This window comes from Pseudomonas retamae (assembly GCF_043496865.1).
Classification (GTDB): domain Bacteria; phylum Pseudomonadota; class Gammaproteobacteria; order Pseudomonadales; family Pseudomonadaceae; genus Aquipseudomonas; species Aquipseudomonas retamae.
In genome coordinates this window covers 70,961-85,172 of the sequence record NZ_JBIEIL010000018.1, presented here as the reverse complement: position 1 = coordinate 85,172, position 14,212 = coordinate 70,961, and the positions used below count along the sequence as shown (strand labels likewise).

Below are 14,212 nucleotides of genomic sequence, written 5' to 3'. Positions count from 1 at the left end.
AGCCGGAAAGGTAATTGCTGGGATAACGCAGTGATGGAGCGCTTCTTCCTGAGTTTGAAAATGGAACGGGTATGGCGACGTGACTACGCCAACCATGCTGAAGCGATCCGGGACATCACCGAGTACATTGTTGGGTTTTACAACAACGAACGGCTGCACTCAAAACTGGGGTATCTGCCACCGACCGTTTATGAGCGGGCGATGGCGTCAAAACCACCTATCGAGGTGTCCGGAATTAGTTGACCACTGCAGCCAACGCAGATCGGCTCCCTCTCCTCGGGGAGAGGGCTGGGGTGAGGGGCGAATACGCCGAAAATCTTAAGCCATGCGGCGCTTCTAACCACTCAACAATGAGCGTTAGCTCGAGTGCTTTTGATTTTGATCTTGCCTAACCAGCGACATCGGAAGGCTGAGCGCAGGGATTGATCCGGGCGTGGGAGCGCAGCGACCGTCTGGCGCAGCCAGACACAGCGGACGTAGGTGCAGCGAAGCAAACCGTAGCCGCTGCGCCCGGATCAGTCCCGGAGCGAAGGAACCCGAGCCTGCGAGGGCCGAACGCAGGAGCAAAGCCTTTTGGTTCCTTTTTGGCGTCTGAAAAAGGGACTCGCCGTAAGGGCGAAACCGCCAGCCGCAACACCCAAAAAAACGGATATTCACCCCAATACCCAAGAACCTGGTCGGCCCAGAGGCCGCCAAGTCCAACCTAACGAGCCGCCCCGAGCTGCCCCTTTTCATCAGAAAAAACAATCTCCACCCGCCGATTCTGCGCCCGCCCACGCTCGGAAGCGTTAGCGTCTACAGGATACTCATCCCCATACCCCTCAACCTGAATCCGCTTGTCATCAATACCCAGGTCAATCAGCACATCCGCCACCGACTGCGCCCGGTCACGAGACAACTTGAGATTCTCCTGCTTGCCCCCGGTACTGTCGGTATACCCCTCGATCCGCACCACACGCTTGGGATTCAACTGCAAGAACTGGACAATCTTCAACACCACCCGATTGGCCGAATTCTTCAGCTCCGCTTCCCCGGTATCGAACAGCACATCGCCCAGCGTCATCACCAAACCCCGATCAGTCTGCGTAGTCGCCAACGCAACGATCTGTTCCTCAAGCCACTTGCCCTGCTGCTGCACACTCAGCAGCTTCGACTCGCGTAAAGCCAGTTGCAAACGCTGCCGCTCAAGTTCGAGCTTGGCCGCACGCTCTTCATTGAGCACCTGATTGGTATGCTCACGAGCAATTTCGCTGTAACGCTGGCTCAGATAAGCGTAATGCACCACGTCCGAACCGCTGCCCCAATAGGTCGACAAACGATCGGCACGAGCCAAAGACTCACCGGCCCGAATCACGTCTTTGGGCGCGATACGCAACACGTTCGAGTCTTCCTTGACCTTCTGGAAGTCGCCGCCAGCCTGCTGCAAAGCCTCTTCGCTGTGCTGCCCGGCGCAGCCAGAAAGGCTGGCGCAGCCGACGAGGATCATGCCGCCGAGGATTTTCACTGACAGATTCATTGGGCATTCCCCAGTTGCTTGCGCAGTCGGGTGATGCGGGTGTTCAGTACATTCAATTGCTCTTCACTTTTTTGGGTCAGCACCTTGGCCTCGGCCAGACGTGCATCCAGTTCTGCCTGCTCGGCGCGCATCCGCGCGTTGCGGTAAGACTGGTCAGCCATGTTGCCTCTGGCGCGGGTGTACTTGGTTTCTGCCAGTTTCATTTCCGGCACTTCGTCGGCCGTGGCGCCAACGGCCTTGGCCTGAGTGATGGCCTGCTCGGTCAGACGCATTTGTTCGATGGGTGCCGGATCAGTCGCGCAACCGGCCAGAGCCAGAACGGCCACGGCCGCGAAAAGAGGTCGAATACTCACTAAGAATCCCTACTGTTTGGGGGTACTGACGGGTTGTGGCGGCTGTTGCTGCTGCGCCTTCCAGCGCTCGATATTGCGTTGCAGTGCAGCCTCCGTCAGTCCGGACGCGGGCAATTCTGTCATCTTTTTGGCGAGCTGTCCGCGCAACCACGGATCGTTGCATGCCGAGTTATGGGAAACCGCAAGGAACAGACCGGGGCGATCAATGGGTTGCTCGAACGCCAGCAGATCATTGGTCATGCCCAGCGCCTGCGCGGCCGCCATGCCCGAATAGCGACCTGCGAGTACATATTCCACCTCACCGAGGAGCAATTTCTGCAGGGCCTGGGTGAGGTTGGCTGTCTTGGTCAGGGTCAGATTCTGCTCGGCGAAAGTGCCGAATGCCTGGGTCATCCGCGACTTTTCCGACAGCGCGCCGACATGTCCGTGCAGGTCTTTGGCTTCGCTGTAAACCAGGGTCGAGCCTTTGCGGGTCCAGACCAGATAGTCGTTTTCCAGCAGCGGTGGATGAATGTAATCGAGGGTTTCCAGCTCGTTGAGGGTCAGCGGCGCGTCGGCCAGCAGGTCCATGCGCCCGCTGCGCACCTCATCAAGGGCTTGCGCGCGTTTGCCTGCATACAGCAGATCGATTTTGATGCCGAGGTCTTTGCCGACTTGCTGCAACAGGTCGGCACTGGCACCGATCAGCCGTTTCGGGTTTTGCGGGTCCTGCCACAGGTACGGTGGCGCATCCGGGCTGCCGGTGACGACGAGGCGCTCGCACTTGCCCGCCGCCGATGCCACCACCGGCAACAGAGCCAGACCCAACAACCATCCGCAACGCAGATCCATGGCAACACGCTCCCACTCAAATCCGAGACAAAAAAAAGCCCGACCAAACGGTCGGGCTCTTTATAAGTGAAGCAGCTGGATTAGACCAGCTTCTCCAGCTCAGGTACCGCTTCGAACAGGTCAGCCACGAGGCCGTAGTCGGCCACCTGGAAGATCGGCGCCTCTTCGTCCTTGTTGATCGCAACGATCACTTTGGAGTCTTTCATACCCGCCAGGTGCTGGATCGCGCCGGAGATACCGACAGCGATGTACAGCTGTGGTGCAACGATCTTGCCGGTCTGACCGACCTGCATGTCGTTCGGTACGAAACCTGCGTCGACCGCGGCGCGTGAAGCACCAACGGCAGCGCCGAGCTTGTCAGCCAGAGCGTACAGGTGTTTGAAGTTGTCGCCGTTCTGCATGCCGCGGCCGCCGGAAACGACGATCTTGGCAGCGGTCAGCTCTGGACGGTCGGACTTGGCCAGTTCTTCGCCAACGAAGCTCGAAGTGCCTGCATCGTGCGCAGCGCCAACGGCTTCAACGGCCGCCGAACCGCCTTCTGCGGCAACCGGGTCGAAACCGGTGGCACGCACGGTGATCACTTTGATCGCAGCGGTCGATTGCACGGTAGCGATGGCGTTACCGGCGTAGATCGGGCGCTTGAAGGTGTCAGCGCTTTCGACCGAGATGATTTCGGAGATCTGGTCAACATCCAGCGCAGCAGCAACGCGCGGCAAGATGTTTTTGCCGTTGGAGGTAGCGGCAGCCAGGATGTGGCTGTAACCCTTGCCCAATTCGGCAACCAGCGGAGCAACATTTTCCGGCAGCTGATGCGCGTAAGCGGCATTGTCAGCATTCAGGACTTTGCTCACACCGGCGATTTTCGCAGCGGCTTCGGCCACCGGGCCTGCGCCCTGACCTGCCACCAGAACGTGGATGTCGCCGCCGATTTTGGCAGCGGCAGCCACGGTGTTCAGCGTGGCCGGAGCCAGCACTTTGTTGTCGTGTTCGGCGATTACCAAGATAGTCATGATTAGATTACCTTCGCTTCGTTCTTGAGTTTTTCAACCAGTTCAGCCACCGACTTGACCTTGATGCCCGCGCTGCGTGCAGCCGGCGCTTCGACTTTCAGGGTCTTGTTGGTGGAGGCGGTGGAAACGCCCAAAGCGTCCGGAGTCAGCGTCTCGAGAGGCTTCTTCTTGGCTTTCATGATGTTTGGCAGGGACGCATAGCGCGGCTCGTTCAAACGCAGGTCGGTGGTGACAATGGCCGGCAGTTTGAGCGAAACGGTCTGCGCGCCGCCGTCGATTTCGCGGGTCACGGCAACGCTGTCGCCGGAGACTTCGACTTTCGAGGCGAACGTGCCCTGACCGTAGCCGCTCAATGCAGCGAGCATCTGGCCGGTCTGGTTGTTGTCGCTGTCGATCGCCTGCTTGCCAAGGATCACCAGTTGCGGCTGTTCCTTGTCGACCACGGCCTTGAGCAGCTTGGCCACGGCCAGGGAAGTCAGATCTTCAGCGGATTCGACGAGGATGGCACGGTCGGCACCCAGAGCCAGTGCGGTACGCAGCTGTTCCTGAGCGGTGGTCGGGCCGATGGAGACGACGACAATTTCAGTCGCAACACCCTTCTCTTTCAGGCGTACGGCTTCTTCCACTGCGATTTCGCAGAACGGGTTCATCGACATCTTGACGTTGGCGAGATCGACGCCGGAATTGTCCGCCTTGACGCGAACCTTGACGTTGTAATCCACAACGCGTTTGACAGCTACAAGAACCTTCATGGATTCCTCGTTACTCTCCGGTGAAAAGAAAGTCGCCTAGGCGAACCTGGCGGTTGATGTTCATCAGGCTAAAGGGCACCTCTAAAAACGCCGACATGGGTGCAAGGTGATGTGAATGTCGTTGACCGTTCGTCAGCGGTGACTGACCAGTCGTGGATTTTCACGCCGAGCGAGCATCGCGCAAAAACTGCGCCGCGCCTCACCTTCGACTGCCTGTGCCCTGTCTTTAGACGTGCTCCTGAAGGCGCGAGTCTGCTTACGACCAGCGCAAAACCGCCCGTATCTTGACCGGAACGCCTATTCCGGTCAATACAGCAAAATGACCACTCATAAGCCGCGCTTCTTTGATTTCTCTGGGCTGGAGGCAATTCAAACAAACGTTTGTATTGGACGCTGAGAGTGGTGTAGATATAATGCGCCGCCTAGAGAGAAAGGTGGGTTTCCCGTTATTCCCCTTGACGTTAACGTAAAGGCTGGCGGGATGCGACATCAAACCTCCAAATCAGAAAAAAAACTGTTGAGCCTTGAGTAGGAGATAGCCTGTGGAACGCGAATACATGGAATTCGACGTGGTCATCGTCGGTGCCGGCCCCGCGGGTCTGTCCGCCGCCTGCCGTCTGAAGCAGAAGGCCGCTGATGCCGGTAAGGAAATCAGTGTCTGCGTGGTCGAAAAAGGCTCCGAAGTCGGCGCGCACATCCTGTCCGGTGCGGTGTTTGAACCCCGCGCACTGAACGAGCTGTTCCCGGACTGGAAAGAACTCGGCGCCCCGCTGAACACACCGGTGGCCCGCGATGACATTTTCGTGCTGAAAAACGCCGAAAGCGCTCAGAAAATTCCCGACTTCTTTGTGCCCAAGACCATGCACAACGAAGGCAACTACATTATTTCCCTCGGCAACCTGTGCCGCTGGTTGGCCCAGCAGGCGGAAAACCTCGGCGTGGAAATCTACCCGGGCTTCGCTGCCCAGGAAGCGCTGATCGACGAAAACGGCGTGGTCCGCGGGATCATCACCGGTGATCTGGGCGTCGACCGTGAAGGCCAACCAAAAGAAGGTCTGTACACCCCGGGCATGGAACTGCGTGGCAAATACACGCTGTTCGCCGAAGGCTGCCGTGGCCACATCGGCAAGCAACTGATCAAGCGCTACAATCTCGACAGCGAGGCTGACGTTCAGCACTACGGCATCGGCCTGAAGGAAATCTGGGAAATCGACCCGGCCAAACACCAGCCAGGCCTGGTGGTGCACACCGCCGGCTGGCCGCTGGACATCATGGGCACCGAGAACACCGGCGGCTCGTTCCTCTATCACCTGGAAAACAATCAGGTGGTGGTCGGTCTGATCGTCGACCTTTCCTACAGCAACACCTTCCTGTCTCCATTCGACGAGTTCCAGCGCCTCAAGCATCACCCGGTGCTGGCGCAGTACCTGGAAGGTGGCAAACGCATCAGCTACGGCGCTCGCGCCATCGCCAAGGGCGGCTTGAATTCGCTGCCGAAAATGGTCTTCAAGGGCGGCGCGCTGATCGGTTGCGACCTCGGCACCCTGAACTTCGCCAAGATCAAAGGCAGCCACACGGCGATGAAGTCCGGCATGCTCGCCGCCGAAGCGGTGGCTGAAGCCTTGTTCGCAGAAAAAGACGGCACTGAAGAGCTGACCACTTACGTCGACGCCTTCAAGAACAGCTGGCTCTACGAAGAACTGTTCGCCAGCCGTAACTTCGGCGCGGCGATTCACAAGTACGGCGCGATCATCGGCGGCGGTTTCAACTGGCTGGACCAGAACATCTTCGGCGGCAAACTGCCGTTCACCCTGCGCGACACCACGCCGGATTACGCCTGCCTCAAGCTCGCGGCCGACTGCAAAAAGATCGACTACCCGAAACCCGACGGCAAGCTCAGCTTCGACAAACTCAGCTCGGTGTTCATCTCCGGTACCAACCACGAAGAAGAGCAGCCGTGCCACCTGAAGCTGACCGACCCGAGCATCCCGATCAGCAAGAACCTGCCGCTTTACGACGAACCGGCTCAGCGCTACTGCCCGGCCGGCGTATACGAAGTGGTGACCAAAGAGGACGGCGAAAAGCGCTTCCAGATCAACGCCCAGAACTGTGTGCACTGCAAGACCTGTGACATCAAGGACCCTGCGCAGAACATCACCTGGGTTGCGCCGGAAGGCGCCGGCGGCCCGACTTATCCGAACATGTAAGTCGTATCGCTGAACAACAAGGCTCCCTGCACGGGGGCCTTTTTGTTGCCCAAAATTCCTCTGACACCACAAAACACCTGTGGGAGCGAGCCTGCTCGCGAAAGCGGTGTGTCATATAAAGATGATGTTGACTGATACACCGCCTTCGCGAGCAGGCTCGCTCCCACAGGGGATATCGTCGGATCAGGCAGCCCGCTCATCCCCAGGACTACGCTCGAAATAGCGCTTGTACTCGCGACTGAACTGCGACGTGCTCTGATACCCGACCCGATGCGCCACCTGCGCCACGCCGAGCCCTTCGGCCACCAGCAGCGTCTGCGCCTTCAACAAGCGTAAACGCTTCAGATATTGCACCGGCGACAGCAGCGTGCTGCGTTTGAAGTGCTCATGAAAGGTCGACACGCTCATGTTGGCGCACCCGGCCAGGGTCTCGACGTTCAGCGGCTCGGTGTAATGCGCATGCAGATGACTGATCGACGCCGCCACTCGCGCAAACTGCCCCTGCTGTTCGACCAATGCCCGCAGCACATCGGCCTGCGACCCGCGCAAGGCGACGAACAGCAACTCACGTACCCGCGCCGGGCCGAGAATCTGGCACTCCAGCGGATCGTGCAAACAACTGAGCAAGCGCTCGACGCAACCGCGCATGCCATCGTCGAGCACCACCGAGGTCATCGACTCCGGCGTCTGCGCCGGAATATGCCGCCCCGGCGCCAGGCCCATCGCCAGCACCAGTTCACCCAGCAATACCCGATCGATCGCCACCGAGACGCCAAGCAGAGGCGCATCCGGCAAGGCAAACGTCTCGCATTCGAACGGCACCGGCAGCGCCTGGATCAGGTAATGCCCAGCGCCATATTCCATGGTCCGCGGCCCGAGAAACGCCAGTTTGCTGCCCTGAGCGATGATCATCAGGCTCGGTTCATAAATGTGCGGGCCACGGGCGACGTCGCAACTGGAGCGCAAAATCTGCACGCCGGGCAGGCCGGTCTGGCTGTAGCCATCGCGCAGCGCCAGCGGTTCGATCAGCGAAACCAGCCGCGCGTTGGCATCAAGATGACGGGTCAGTTGCATCGAATCGTTCTTCACAAAAAAACACGCAATAAGGGATGAAAGCATCATCGCAGATCCGTTTGCCAATGCGACTGCGCGAACCCGCATGCCGGAGAATTAGGCATGAGACCCGGAGAATTCGCCATGGCCGCAGGATCAATCGGCGCCCAGAATCCGCTGCCTCACTTGTTCCTGCTTTAGCGAGGTTTACCATGTACACCGCGATCGGTTATGCCGCCCAATCAGCCACCACTCCCCTCGCCCCGATGAAATTCGAACGCCGCAGCCCGCGTGCTGACGACGTTGCCATCGAGATTCTGTATTGCGGCGTCTGCCACTCCGACATTCACCAGGCACGCAACGAATGGGGCATCGCTGTTTACCCGTTGATGCCCGGCCACGAGATCGTCGGAAAAGTCACCGCGATCGGTGCGAATGTCACCCGGCACAAAGTCGGCGATCTGGTCGGCGTCGGCTGCATGGTCGACTCGTGCCGTACCTGCGAAGCCTGCCAGTCGAATCTCGAGCAATATTGCCTCGAAGGCCCGACCATGACTTACGCCACCCCGGACCGGGTCGATGGCAGCAACACCATGGGCGGTTATTCCGACAGCATCGTGGTCAGCGAGCACTTCGTCGTGCGCATTCCCGAACGCCTGGCACTGGCCAGCGCCGCGCCGATTCTCTGCGCCGGCATCACCACCTACTCGCCACTCAAGCACTACGGCGTCAAGGCCGGCGACAAGGTCGGGATTCTCGGAATGGGCGGCCTCGGCCACATGGGCATCAAGTTCGCCAAGGCCATGGGCGCTGAAGTGACGCTGTTCACCCGTTCGGCGAGCAAGGCCGAAGAAGGTCGTCGTCAGGGCGCAGATCATGTGATCGTGTCCACCGACGCCGAGCAAATGAAGGCTGCGGCTGGTTACTTCGATTTCCTCCTCGACACCATTCCGGTGCAGCACGATCTCAACCCGTACCTCGACACCCTGCGCTTTGATGGCGTGCACATTCTGGTCGGCCTGATCGAACCGATCAATCCGCCGGTGCATGCGGCCAAACTGGTGCTGGGGCGTCGCGTGTTGGCCGGCTCGTTGATTGGTGGCGTTGCGGAAACCCAGGAAGTGCTGGATTTCTGCGCCGAACACAACATCACCTGCGACATCGAAATGCTCGACATCCGCCAGATCAACGAGGCTTACGCGCGGATGATTGCCGGCGACGTGAAGTACCGTTTCGTCATCGACATGGCAACGCTCAAGGCTTAAACCTTCAAGGCTTATACCTTCAAGCCGAGCTCCGCCGACAGCCGGGCTGTGACCCCTTTGATCAGGGGAATCAGCTCGGCCATTTTTTCCAGCGGCATATAGGGCACGGTGCTGGCGATGCTGATCGCCGCAACAATACCCTTGCTCGCATCGCGAATCGGCGCCGCCACGCAGCGGATCGACGGTTCGTTGTCTTCCAGGTCGAAGGCGTAGCCACCGGCCACGTATTCGCTCATGCGCTGCTCAAGCTGTTCCCACGATTGCTGGGGATGCTGCGGCCAGAACTGACTTTTCCCACCCGCCGGCAAGCTGATGTCGTACAGACGTTGCCAATCTTTCGGCGAATCATCGAGCATCAACGCCTTGCCGATGCCGGTACGCGCCAGTGGCATGCGATGGCCGACCCGCGAACGCATCTCCGGGCCGTTGCGCCCGGGATTCTTCAGCAGGTAAAGCACTTCATCGCCTTCACGAATCCCCAAGTGCACGGTGTCACCGGTCAACGACGACAACTCGTCCAGATACGGCGCGGCCAGGGTCACCAGCGGCAATTCTTCGCGAGCCTGAAAACCCAGTTCGATCAGCTTCGGCCCGAGCAGATAACCGATTTGCGGCACAACGCGCAGGTAGCGCTCGTCGACCAGGCAACTGGCCAGACGATGGGTGGTGCTGCGTGTGGTGCCGATCAGCCGAGCGATCTCCTTGAGATCGCGGGCGCCACTGGCCACCGCTTGCACCACACCGAGGCCGCGCAACAGCGTCTGGGTGCCGGTGGGCGCGGCGTCCTTGGTTTTTTCCGGGGCGTCTTCCTGCATATCCAGCCTTTTACCGTTGAGCGAGGGAACGGGCGGCATTATGGTCGCCCGACGCAGACCACTACAACTCGATACGTTCGACCTTGCCCACCAGCAGCACGTAGGACAACGCACCGACCAGCGCGAGCACGGCGATGTAGGTGATCGCCGGAGCGAACGAATCACCGCTGGCGAGGAAGCCGATCACGATCGGCGTGGCAATCGCCGACAGGTTGCCGATGAAGTTGAACACTCCCCCCGTCAGCCCGAGCAGGCGTGCCGGGGCCAGCGTCGAGACCAGCGACCAGGTGATCGACGCCAGTCCATTGCCGAAAAACGCCAGCGCCAGGAAGGCGATTACCAACGGTGTCGATTCAACGAAGTTCGCGCCGATGATCGCCGTGGAGATCAGCAATCCGCTGATGATCGGCAGCTTGCGCGCGAAGCCGACGGTGTAACCGCGACGGATCAACCAGTCAGAAAAGAACCCCGAGCACAGCACCCCAACGAACGCGGCCAGAAACGGCAGCGACGCCAGCAGGCCGGACTTGATGAAGTCCATGCCGCGATATTTCACCAGATAAGTCGGGAACCAGGTCAGGAAGAACCACAGCGTCGAGTTCAGGCAGAACTGGCCGAGGTAAATGCCCCACAGTTTGCGTTTGCTCAGGACAATGCCCAGATCGGTCCAGCTGAATTTGGCTTTGACCTTAGCCGTTTCCGCCTGGATATCGACCAGCCCGCCGCCCTCACGGATCAGTTCGATTTCTGCCTCGTTGGTGCCTTTGAAGTCTCGTGGCTCGCGATACACCGCGTACCAGATCAGCGCCCAGAGAATGCCGACCGCGCCGGTCGCGACGAACACCATGTGCCAGCCGAACGCGTGTTGCAGCCACGCCAGCACCGGCGTCAGAAAGGCCAGACCGACAAACTGCCCGGACGTGTAGAAACCGATCGCCGTGGCGCGCTCGCGCTCGGGAAACCAGGTGGTGACCACGCGACTGTTGATCGGATACGCCGGCGCTTCCAGCGCGCCAACTGCCATGCGCAAAACGAACAGGGCGATGAAACTGCTGACGAAACCGAGCATCACCGTGGCCACCGACCACAGCAGCAGTGCGACGCTGTAGAGAATGCGCGGCGGTACGCGATCGACCAGCCAGCCGCCGGGGATCTGCATGGCGGCGTAGGTCCAGCCGAACGCGGAAAAGATCAGCCCGACATGCACCGGATCGATGCCCAGTTCGCTGGTCAGCGCCGGCGCGGCAATCGACAGGTTGCTGCGGTCGAGGTAGTTGATGACCACGGTGATGAACAGCAACACCATGATGAAAAATCGCTTGCGGCTGGGCGTGACTAAAGACGCCTGCCCGGTGAGGGTATGCGATTGCATGAGAGATGCCTCTTCTTATGTTTATTTGAGGTCATGACGCCGATCTCCTCTCCCTGAAGATCAGAAACTGTGGGAGCGAGCCTGCTCGCGAAGGCGTCGGGTCAGTCACATAGATAGCGAATGTGACATTGCATTCGCGAGCAGGCTCGCTCCCACAGGGTGACGGCGGTGTGTCAGAGACAAATCACCACTCGGCAAAGCTGCCATCGGCATGGCGCCAGATCGGATTGCGCCAGCGGTGCCCGACCGCCGCGCGCTCGATCACGTACTCCTCGTTGATCTCGATGCCCAGCCCCGGGCCGTTCGGTATCTTCACGAAGCCTTTGTCGTAGTCGAACACGCGAGGGTCCTTCACATAGTCGAGCAAATCGTTGCTCTCGTTGTAATGGATGCCCAGGCTCTGCTCCTGGATAAACGCGTTGTAACAAGCCGCGTCGAGTTGCAAACACGCCGCCAGTGCAATCGGCCCCAGCGGGCAATGCAGCGCCAGCGCCACGTCGTAGGCTTCGGCCATGTTGGCGATCTTGCGGGTTTCGGTGATGCCGCCAGCATGAGAAGCATCCGGCTGGATGATGTCGACGTAGCCTTCGCTCAACACGCGTTTAAAGTCCCAGCGCGAAAACAGCCGCTCGCCGAGGGCGATCGGCGTGCTGGTCAGCGGCGCCAGTTCTTTCAACGCCTCGTAGTTTTCGCTGAGCACCGGCTCTTCGATGAACATCAGTTTGTACGGGTCGAGTTCCTTCATCAGGACTTTGGCCATCGGCTTGTGCACGCGGCCATGGAAGTCGACGCCAATGCCGACGTTCGGCCCGACCGCATCACGCACGGCGGCGACGTTGGCCAAGGCCAGATCGACTTTTTCGAAGGTGTCGAGAAACTGCAGTTCTTCTGTACCGTTCATTTTCACCGCGGTGAAACCACGGCTCACCGCCTCTTTCGCCGCACGCGCCGTGTCGGCCGGACGATCGCCGCCAATCCACGAATACACACGAATCTTGTCGCGCACCTGGCCACCAAGCAGATCACTGACCGACACGCCTAGCGCCTTGCCCTTGATGTCCCACAGCGCCTGATCGATACCGGCCAGTGCGCTCATGTGGATCGCACCGCCGCGGTAGAAGCCGCCGCGATACAGCACGGTCCAGATGTCTTCGATGTTGCGTGGGTCTTTGCCGATCAGGTAGTCGGACAATTCTTCAACGGCAGCGGCCACGGTGTGCGCCCGGCCTTCGACCACGGGTTCGCCCCAACCGGTCACGCCCTCATCGGTTTCGACCTTGAGGAAGCACCAGCGCGGCGGGACGATGAAGGTCGTGAGTTTGGTGATTTTCATCTCTGCTCTCTTTTGTAAATGCAGCTTTTATTAGATGCAGCGCACGCAGCGCCGGAAAAGTCTTAACGAAGCGCTTTCCATGCGGCCACGTAGGCCTTGGCATTGACTGCCACTTGCTCTGGCGTCATGCCCGGTTTGAACAGCCCGGAACCGAGGCCGAAGCCTTTCACGCCGGCATCGAGAAACGCCTGCATGTTGTCCGGGGTGATGCCGCCGACCGGCGCCAGCACCGTGCCCGCCGGCAATACCGCGAGCCAGGCTTTGACGACTGCCGGGCTCATCTGCTCGGCCGGGAACAGCTTGAGAATGTCCGCGCCCTCCTCCAGCGCCGCGAAGGCTTCGGTCGGCGTGGCCACGCCCGGTGACAGGTACAGCCCAGCCGCTTTCGCCGCGCGCAGGACCTTGGCGTCGCTGTGCGGCATGACGATTACCTGGCCGCCGGCATCCTTCACCTGTTGCACTTGCTGCGCGGTCAACACCGTGCCGGCACCGATCAGGCAATCGGCGGGCAAGGTCTTGCGCAGGGTGGCGATACTTTCGTACGGCGAAGGGGAATTGAGCGGTACTTCGATGACGCGAAATCCGGCGGCATACAGGACTTCTCCCACAGCCGCGGCGTCCTGCGGTTGCAGGCCACGCAGGATTGCGATCAGACCGTTTTGCGCCAGTGCTTGCTTGAGCATGTCAGGCCTCCAGTCAGGTTAACGGGATGAGGAATCGATCAGTCCGGCGGCACGCGCCAGTTGCCACAGGCCACGCTCGGTAGCCTGTTCGGCCAGCGTCACCCGAGCGAATCCGCAGGCGTCCAGCGCACGGCTGTAACGAGCGCAGAGCTGGCCGTTGCCGATCAGCACGATCGAAGGAAGATTCGGATTATTGCGACGTTGGCGCTGCACGGCGGCGAGCGCGGCCAATTCATGACCGATCATCAGCCCGGACAGGTAATCCGCTTGCAGGGTCGGGCTGAGCTCACCGGTCAGGCCCAGCGTGCGCGCGCTGAACAAGGTCGAGAGCACACCCAGTTCACCATCCGCTGACAGCGCGACCTGCACGCCGCGGTCGAACGCCTGCGCCTCGAAGGTGGAGCTGGGTTGTTGGGTGCGGCCGAGGATGCTGTGCTCGCTGAGCACGGCAAATACCTCGCCCGTCATGAACGTGTCGAAATGCGTGATGCAACCGTCGACCACTTCAACCCACTTGGAATGACTGCCCGGCAGGCCGATCAAAAGATCAGCGCCCGCCTCGGCCGGCAGTTGCTGGAGGACACCCAGCACCTGGGTTTCTTCGCCACGCATCACGTTCGGCAGACGCGAACGCTGAATCACCCCCGGCACGATATGCACTGGGGTACCACGCAGACTGACGACTGGTTGTAGGGAGTTTCCGAGATTGGCGACATCCGCCGGCGTTTCGCAGTAGGCCGCTTCGCGCCAGCCCTGCGCGCTGCCGACCATGCCGCAAGCGATCACTGGCAGATCCGGCTGCGCATCGAGCCAGTCGCCACAGGCCTGATCGAACGCGAGTTCAAAACCATCGGCACATTCGCGGCCGTGGATGACGCGTGGAGTCTTGGGCAACTGCATGATCCCGAATGACAGCGCACGCTGCTCCAGCACCACACCGTCCGCCGCGAGTTTGTAAGCACGTAATGAGGTCGTCCCCCAATCGAGCGCGATCAATTGCGCCTGCATCGCTTCACCTGTTC

Annotated in this window: 14 protein-coding genes; 3 read left to right on the top strand and 11 right to left on the bottom strand. The window is 60.2% G+C overall.

Translation table 11 applies throughout. The features are described 5' to 3' along the window. Positions 1 to 243, top strand: a 243-nt coding sequence (locus ACGSLL_RS26610; protein ID WP_394508492.1) for an integrase core domain-containing protein, incomplete at its 5' end; no start/stop codon positions are given. Between the two features lie 460 nt (positions 244 to 703). Here ACGSLL_RS26610 and ACGSLL_RS26605 read toward each other — a convergent pair. From ACGSLL_RS26605 to ACGSLL_RS26585, 5 genes are all read right to left on the bottom strand, one after another. After that, on the bottom strand, positions 704 to 1,516 hold the full coding sequence (locus ACGSLL_RS26605) for an OmpA family protein (RefSeq protein WP_394508491.1): 813 nt from the start codon (positions 1,514 to 1,516) through the stop codon (positions 704 to 706). Beyond that, positions 1,513 to 1,869 carry a DUF4398 domain-containing protein gene (locus ACGSLL_RS26600; RefSeq protein WP_090285131.1) on the bottom strand — a complete coding sequence of 119 codons (357 nt, stop codon included), beginning with the start codon at positions 1,867 to 1,869 and terminating at the stop codon, positions 1,513 to 1,515. Before ACGSLL_RS26600 ends, ACGSLL_RS26605 begins: the two co-directional genes overlap by 4 nt. A gap of 9 nt (positions 1,870 to 1,878) precedes the next feature. After that, positions 1,879 to 2,700: a substrate-binding periplasmic protein gene (locus ACGSLL_RS26595; protein ID WP_394508490.1), complete on the bottom strand. Its 822-nt coding sequence runs from the start codon at positions 2,698 to 2,700 to the stop codon at positions 1,879 to 1,881. Positions 2,701 to 2,780: 80 nt separating this feature from the next. After that, positions 2,781 to 3,710, bottom strand: coding sequence for an electron transfer flavoprotein subunit alpha/FixB family protein (locus tag ACGSLL_RS26590; RefSeq protein WP_394508489.1), 930 nt, complete (start codon positions 3,708 to 3,710; stop codon positions 2,781 to 2,783). A 2-nt stretch (positions 3,711 to 3,712) separates the two neighbouring features. Next, complete coding sequence (locus tag ACGSLL_RS26585) at positions 3,713 to 4,462, bottom strand: electron transfer flavoprotein subunit beta/FixA family protein (protein WP_039760104.1); 750 nt, start codon at positions 4,460 to 4,462, stop codon at positions 3,713 to 3,715. Positions 4,463 to 5,004: 542 nt separating this feature from the next. On the opposite strand from ACGSLL_RS26585, the gene ACGSLL_RS26580 reads away from it, so the two are divergent. Next, the gene (locus ACGSLL_RS26580) at positions 5,005 to 6,669 is read left to right on the top strand and encodes an electron transfer flavoprotein-ubiquinone oxidoreductase (RefSeq protein ID WP_394508488.1); all 1,665 of its coding nucleotides are present in this window, start codon (positions 5,005 to 5,007) and stop codon (positions 6,667 to 6,669) included. A gap of 183 nt (positions 6,670 to 6,852) precedes the next feature. On the opposite strand, the gene ACGSLL_RS26575 is transcribed toward ACGSLL_RS26580, so the two are convergent. Further along, on the bottom strand, positions 6,853 to 7,743 hold the full coding sequence (locus tag ACGSLL_RS26575) for an AraC family transcriptional regulator (protein WP_394508487.1): 891 nt from the start codon (positions 7,741 to 7,743) through the stop codon (positions 6,853 to 6,855). Positions 7,744 to 7,934: 191 nt separating this feature from the next. Here ACGSLL_RS26575 and ACGSLL_RS26570 point away from each other — a divergent pair, with 191 nt between their 5' ends. Beyond that, positions 7,935 to 8,987: an NAD(P)-dependent alcohol dehydrogenase gene (locus ACGSLL_RS26570; RefSeq protein ID WP_394508486.1), complete on the top strand. Its 1,053-nt coding sequence runs from the start codon at positions 7,935 to 7,937 to the stop codon at positions 8,985 to 8,987. Between the two features lie 11 nt (positions 8,988 to 8,998). Here the strand turns inward: ACGSLL_RS26570 and ACGSLL_RS26565 are convergent, their stop codons facing one another. The 5 genes from ACGSLL_RS26565 to ACGSLL_RS26545 form a co-directional block, all read right to left on the bottom strand. Next, positions 8,999 to 9,802, bottom strand: a complete 804-nt coding sequence (locus ACGSLL_RS26565) for an IclR family transcriptional regulator (RefSeq protein WP_394508494.1) — start codon at positions 9,800 to 9,802, stop codon at positions 8,999 to 9,001. A 61-nt stretch (positions 9,803 to 9,863) separates the two neighbouring features. Next, a complete protein-coding gene (locus ACGSLL_RS26560) occupies positions 9,864 to 11,174 on the bottom strand; it encodes an MFS transporter (protein WP_090285145.1) in 1,311 nt (436 codons plus the stop codon). A gap of 184 nt (positions 11,175 to 11,358) precedes the next feature. After that, the gene (dgoD, locus tag ACGSLL_RS26555) at positions 11,359 to 12,507 is read right to left on the bottom strand and encodes a galactonate dehydratase (RefSeq protein ID WP_007908327.1); all 1,149 of its coding nucleotides are present in this window, start codon (positions 12,505 to 12,507) and stop codon (positions 11,359 to 11,361) included. 62 nt (positions 12,508 to 12,569) lie between these two features. Further along, positions 12,570 to 13,190 (bottom strand): 2-dehydro-3-deoxy-6-phosphogalactonate aldolase, encoded by a 621-nt coding sequence (locus tag ACGSLL_RS26550; RefSeq protein ID WP_093099455.1) that lies wholly within the window; start codon positions 13,188 to 13,190, stop codon positions 12,570 to 12,572. An 18-nt stretch (positions 13,191 to 13,208) separates the two neighbouring features. Next, positions 13,209 to 14,198 (bottom strand): 2-dehydro-3-deoxygalactonokinase, encoded by a 990-nt coding sequence (locus ACGSLL_RS26545; RefSeq protein WP_394508485.1) that lies wholly within the window; start codon positions 14,196 to 14,198, stop codon positions 13,209 to 13,211. Between the last annotated feature and the right edge of the window lie 14 nt (positions 14,199 to 14,212).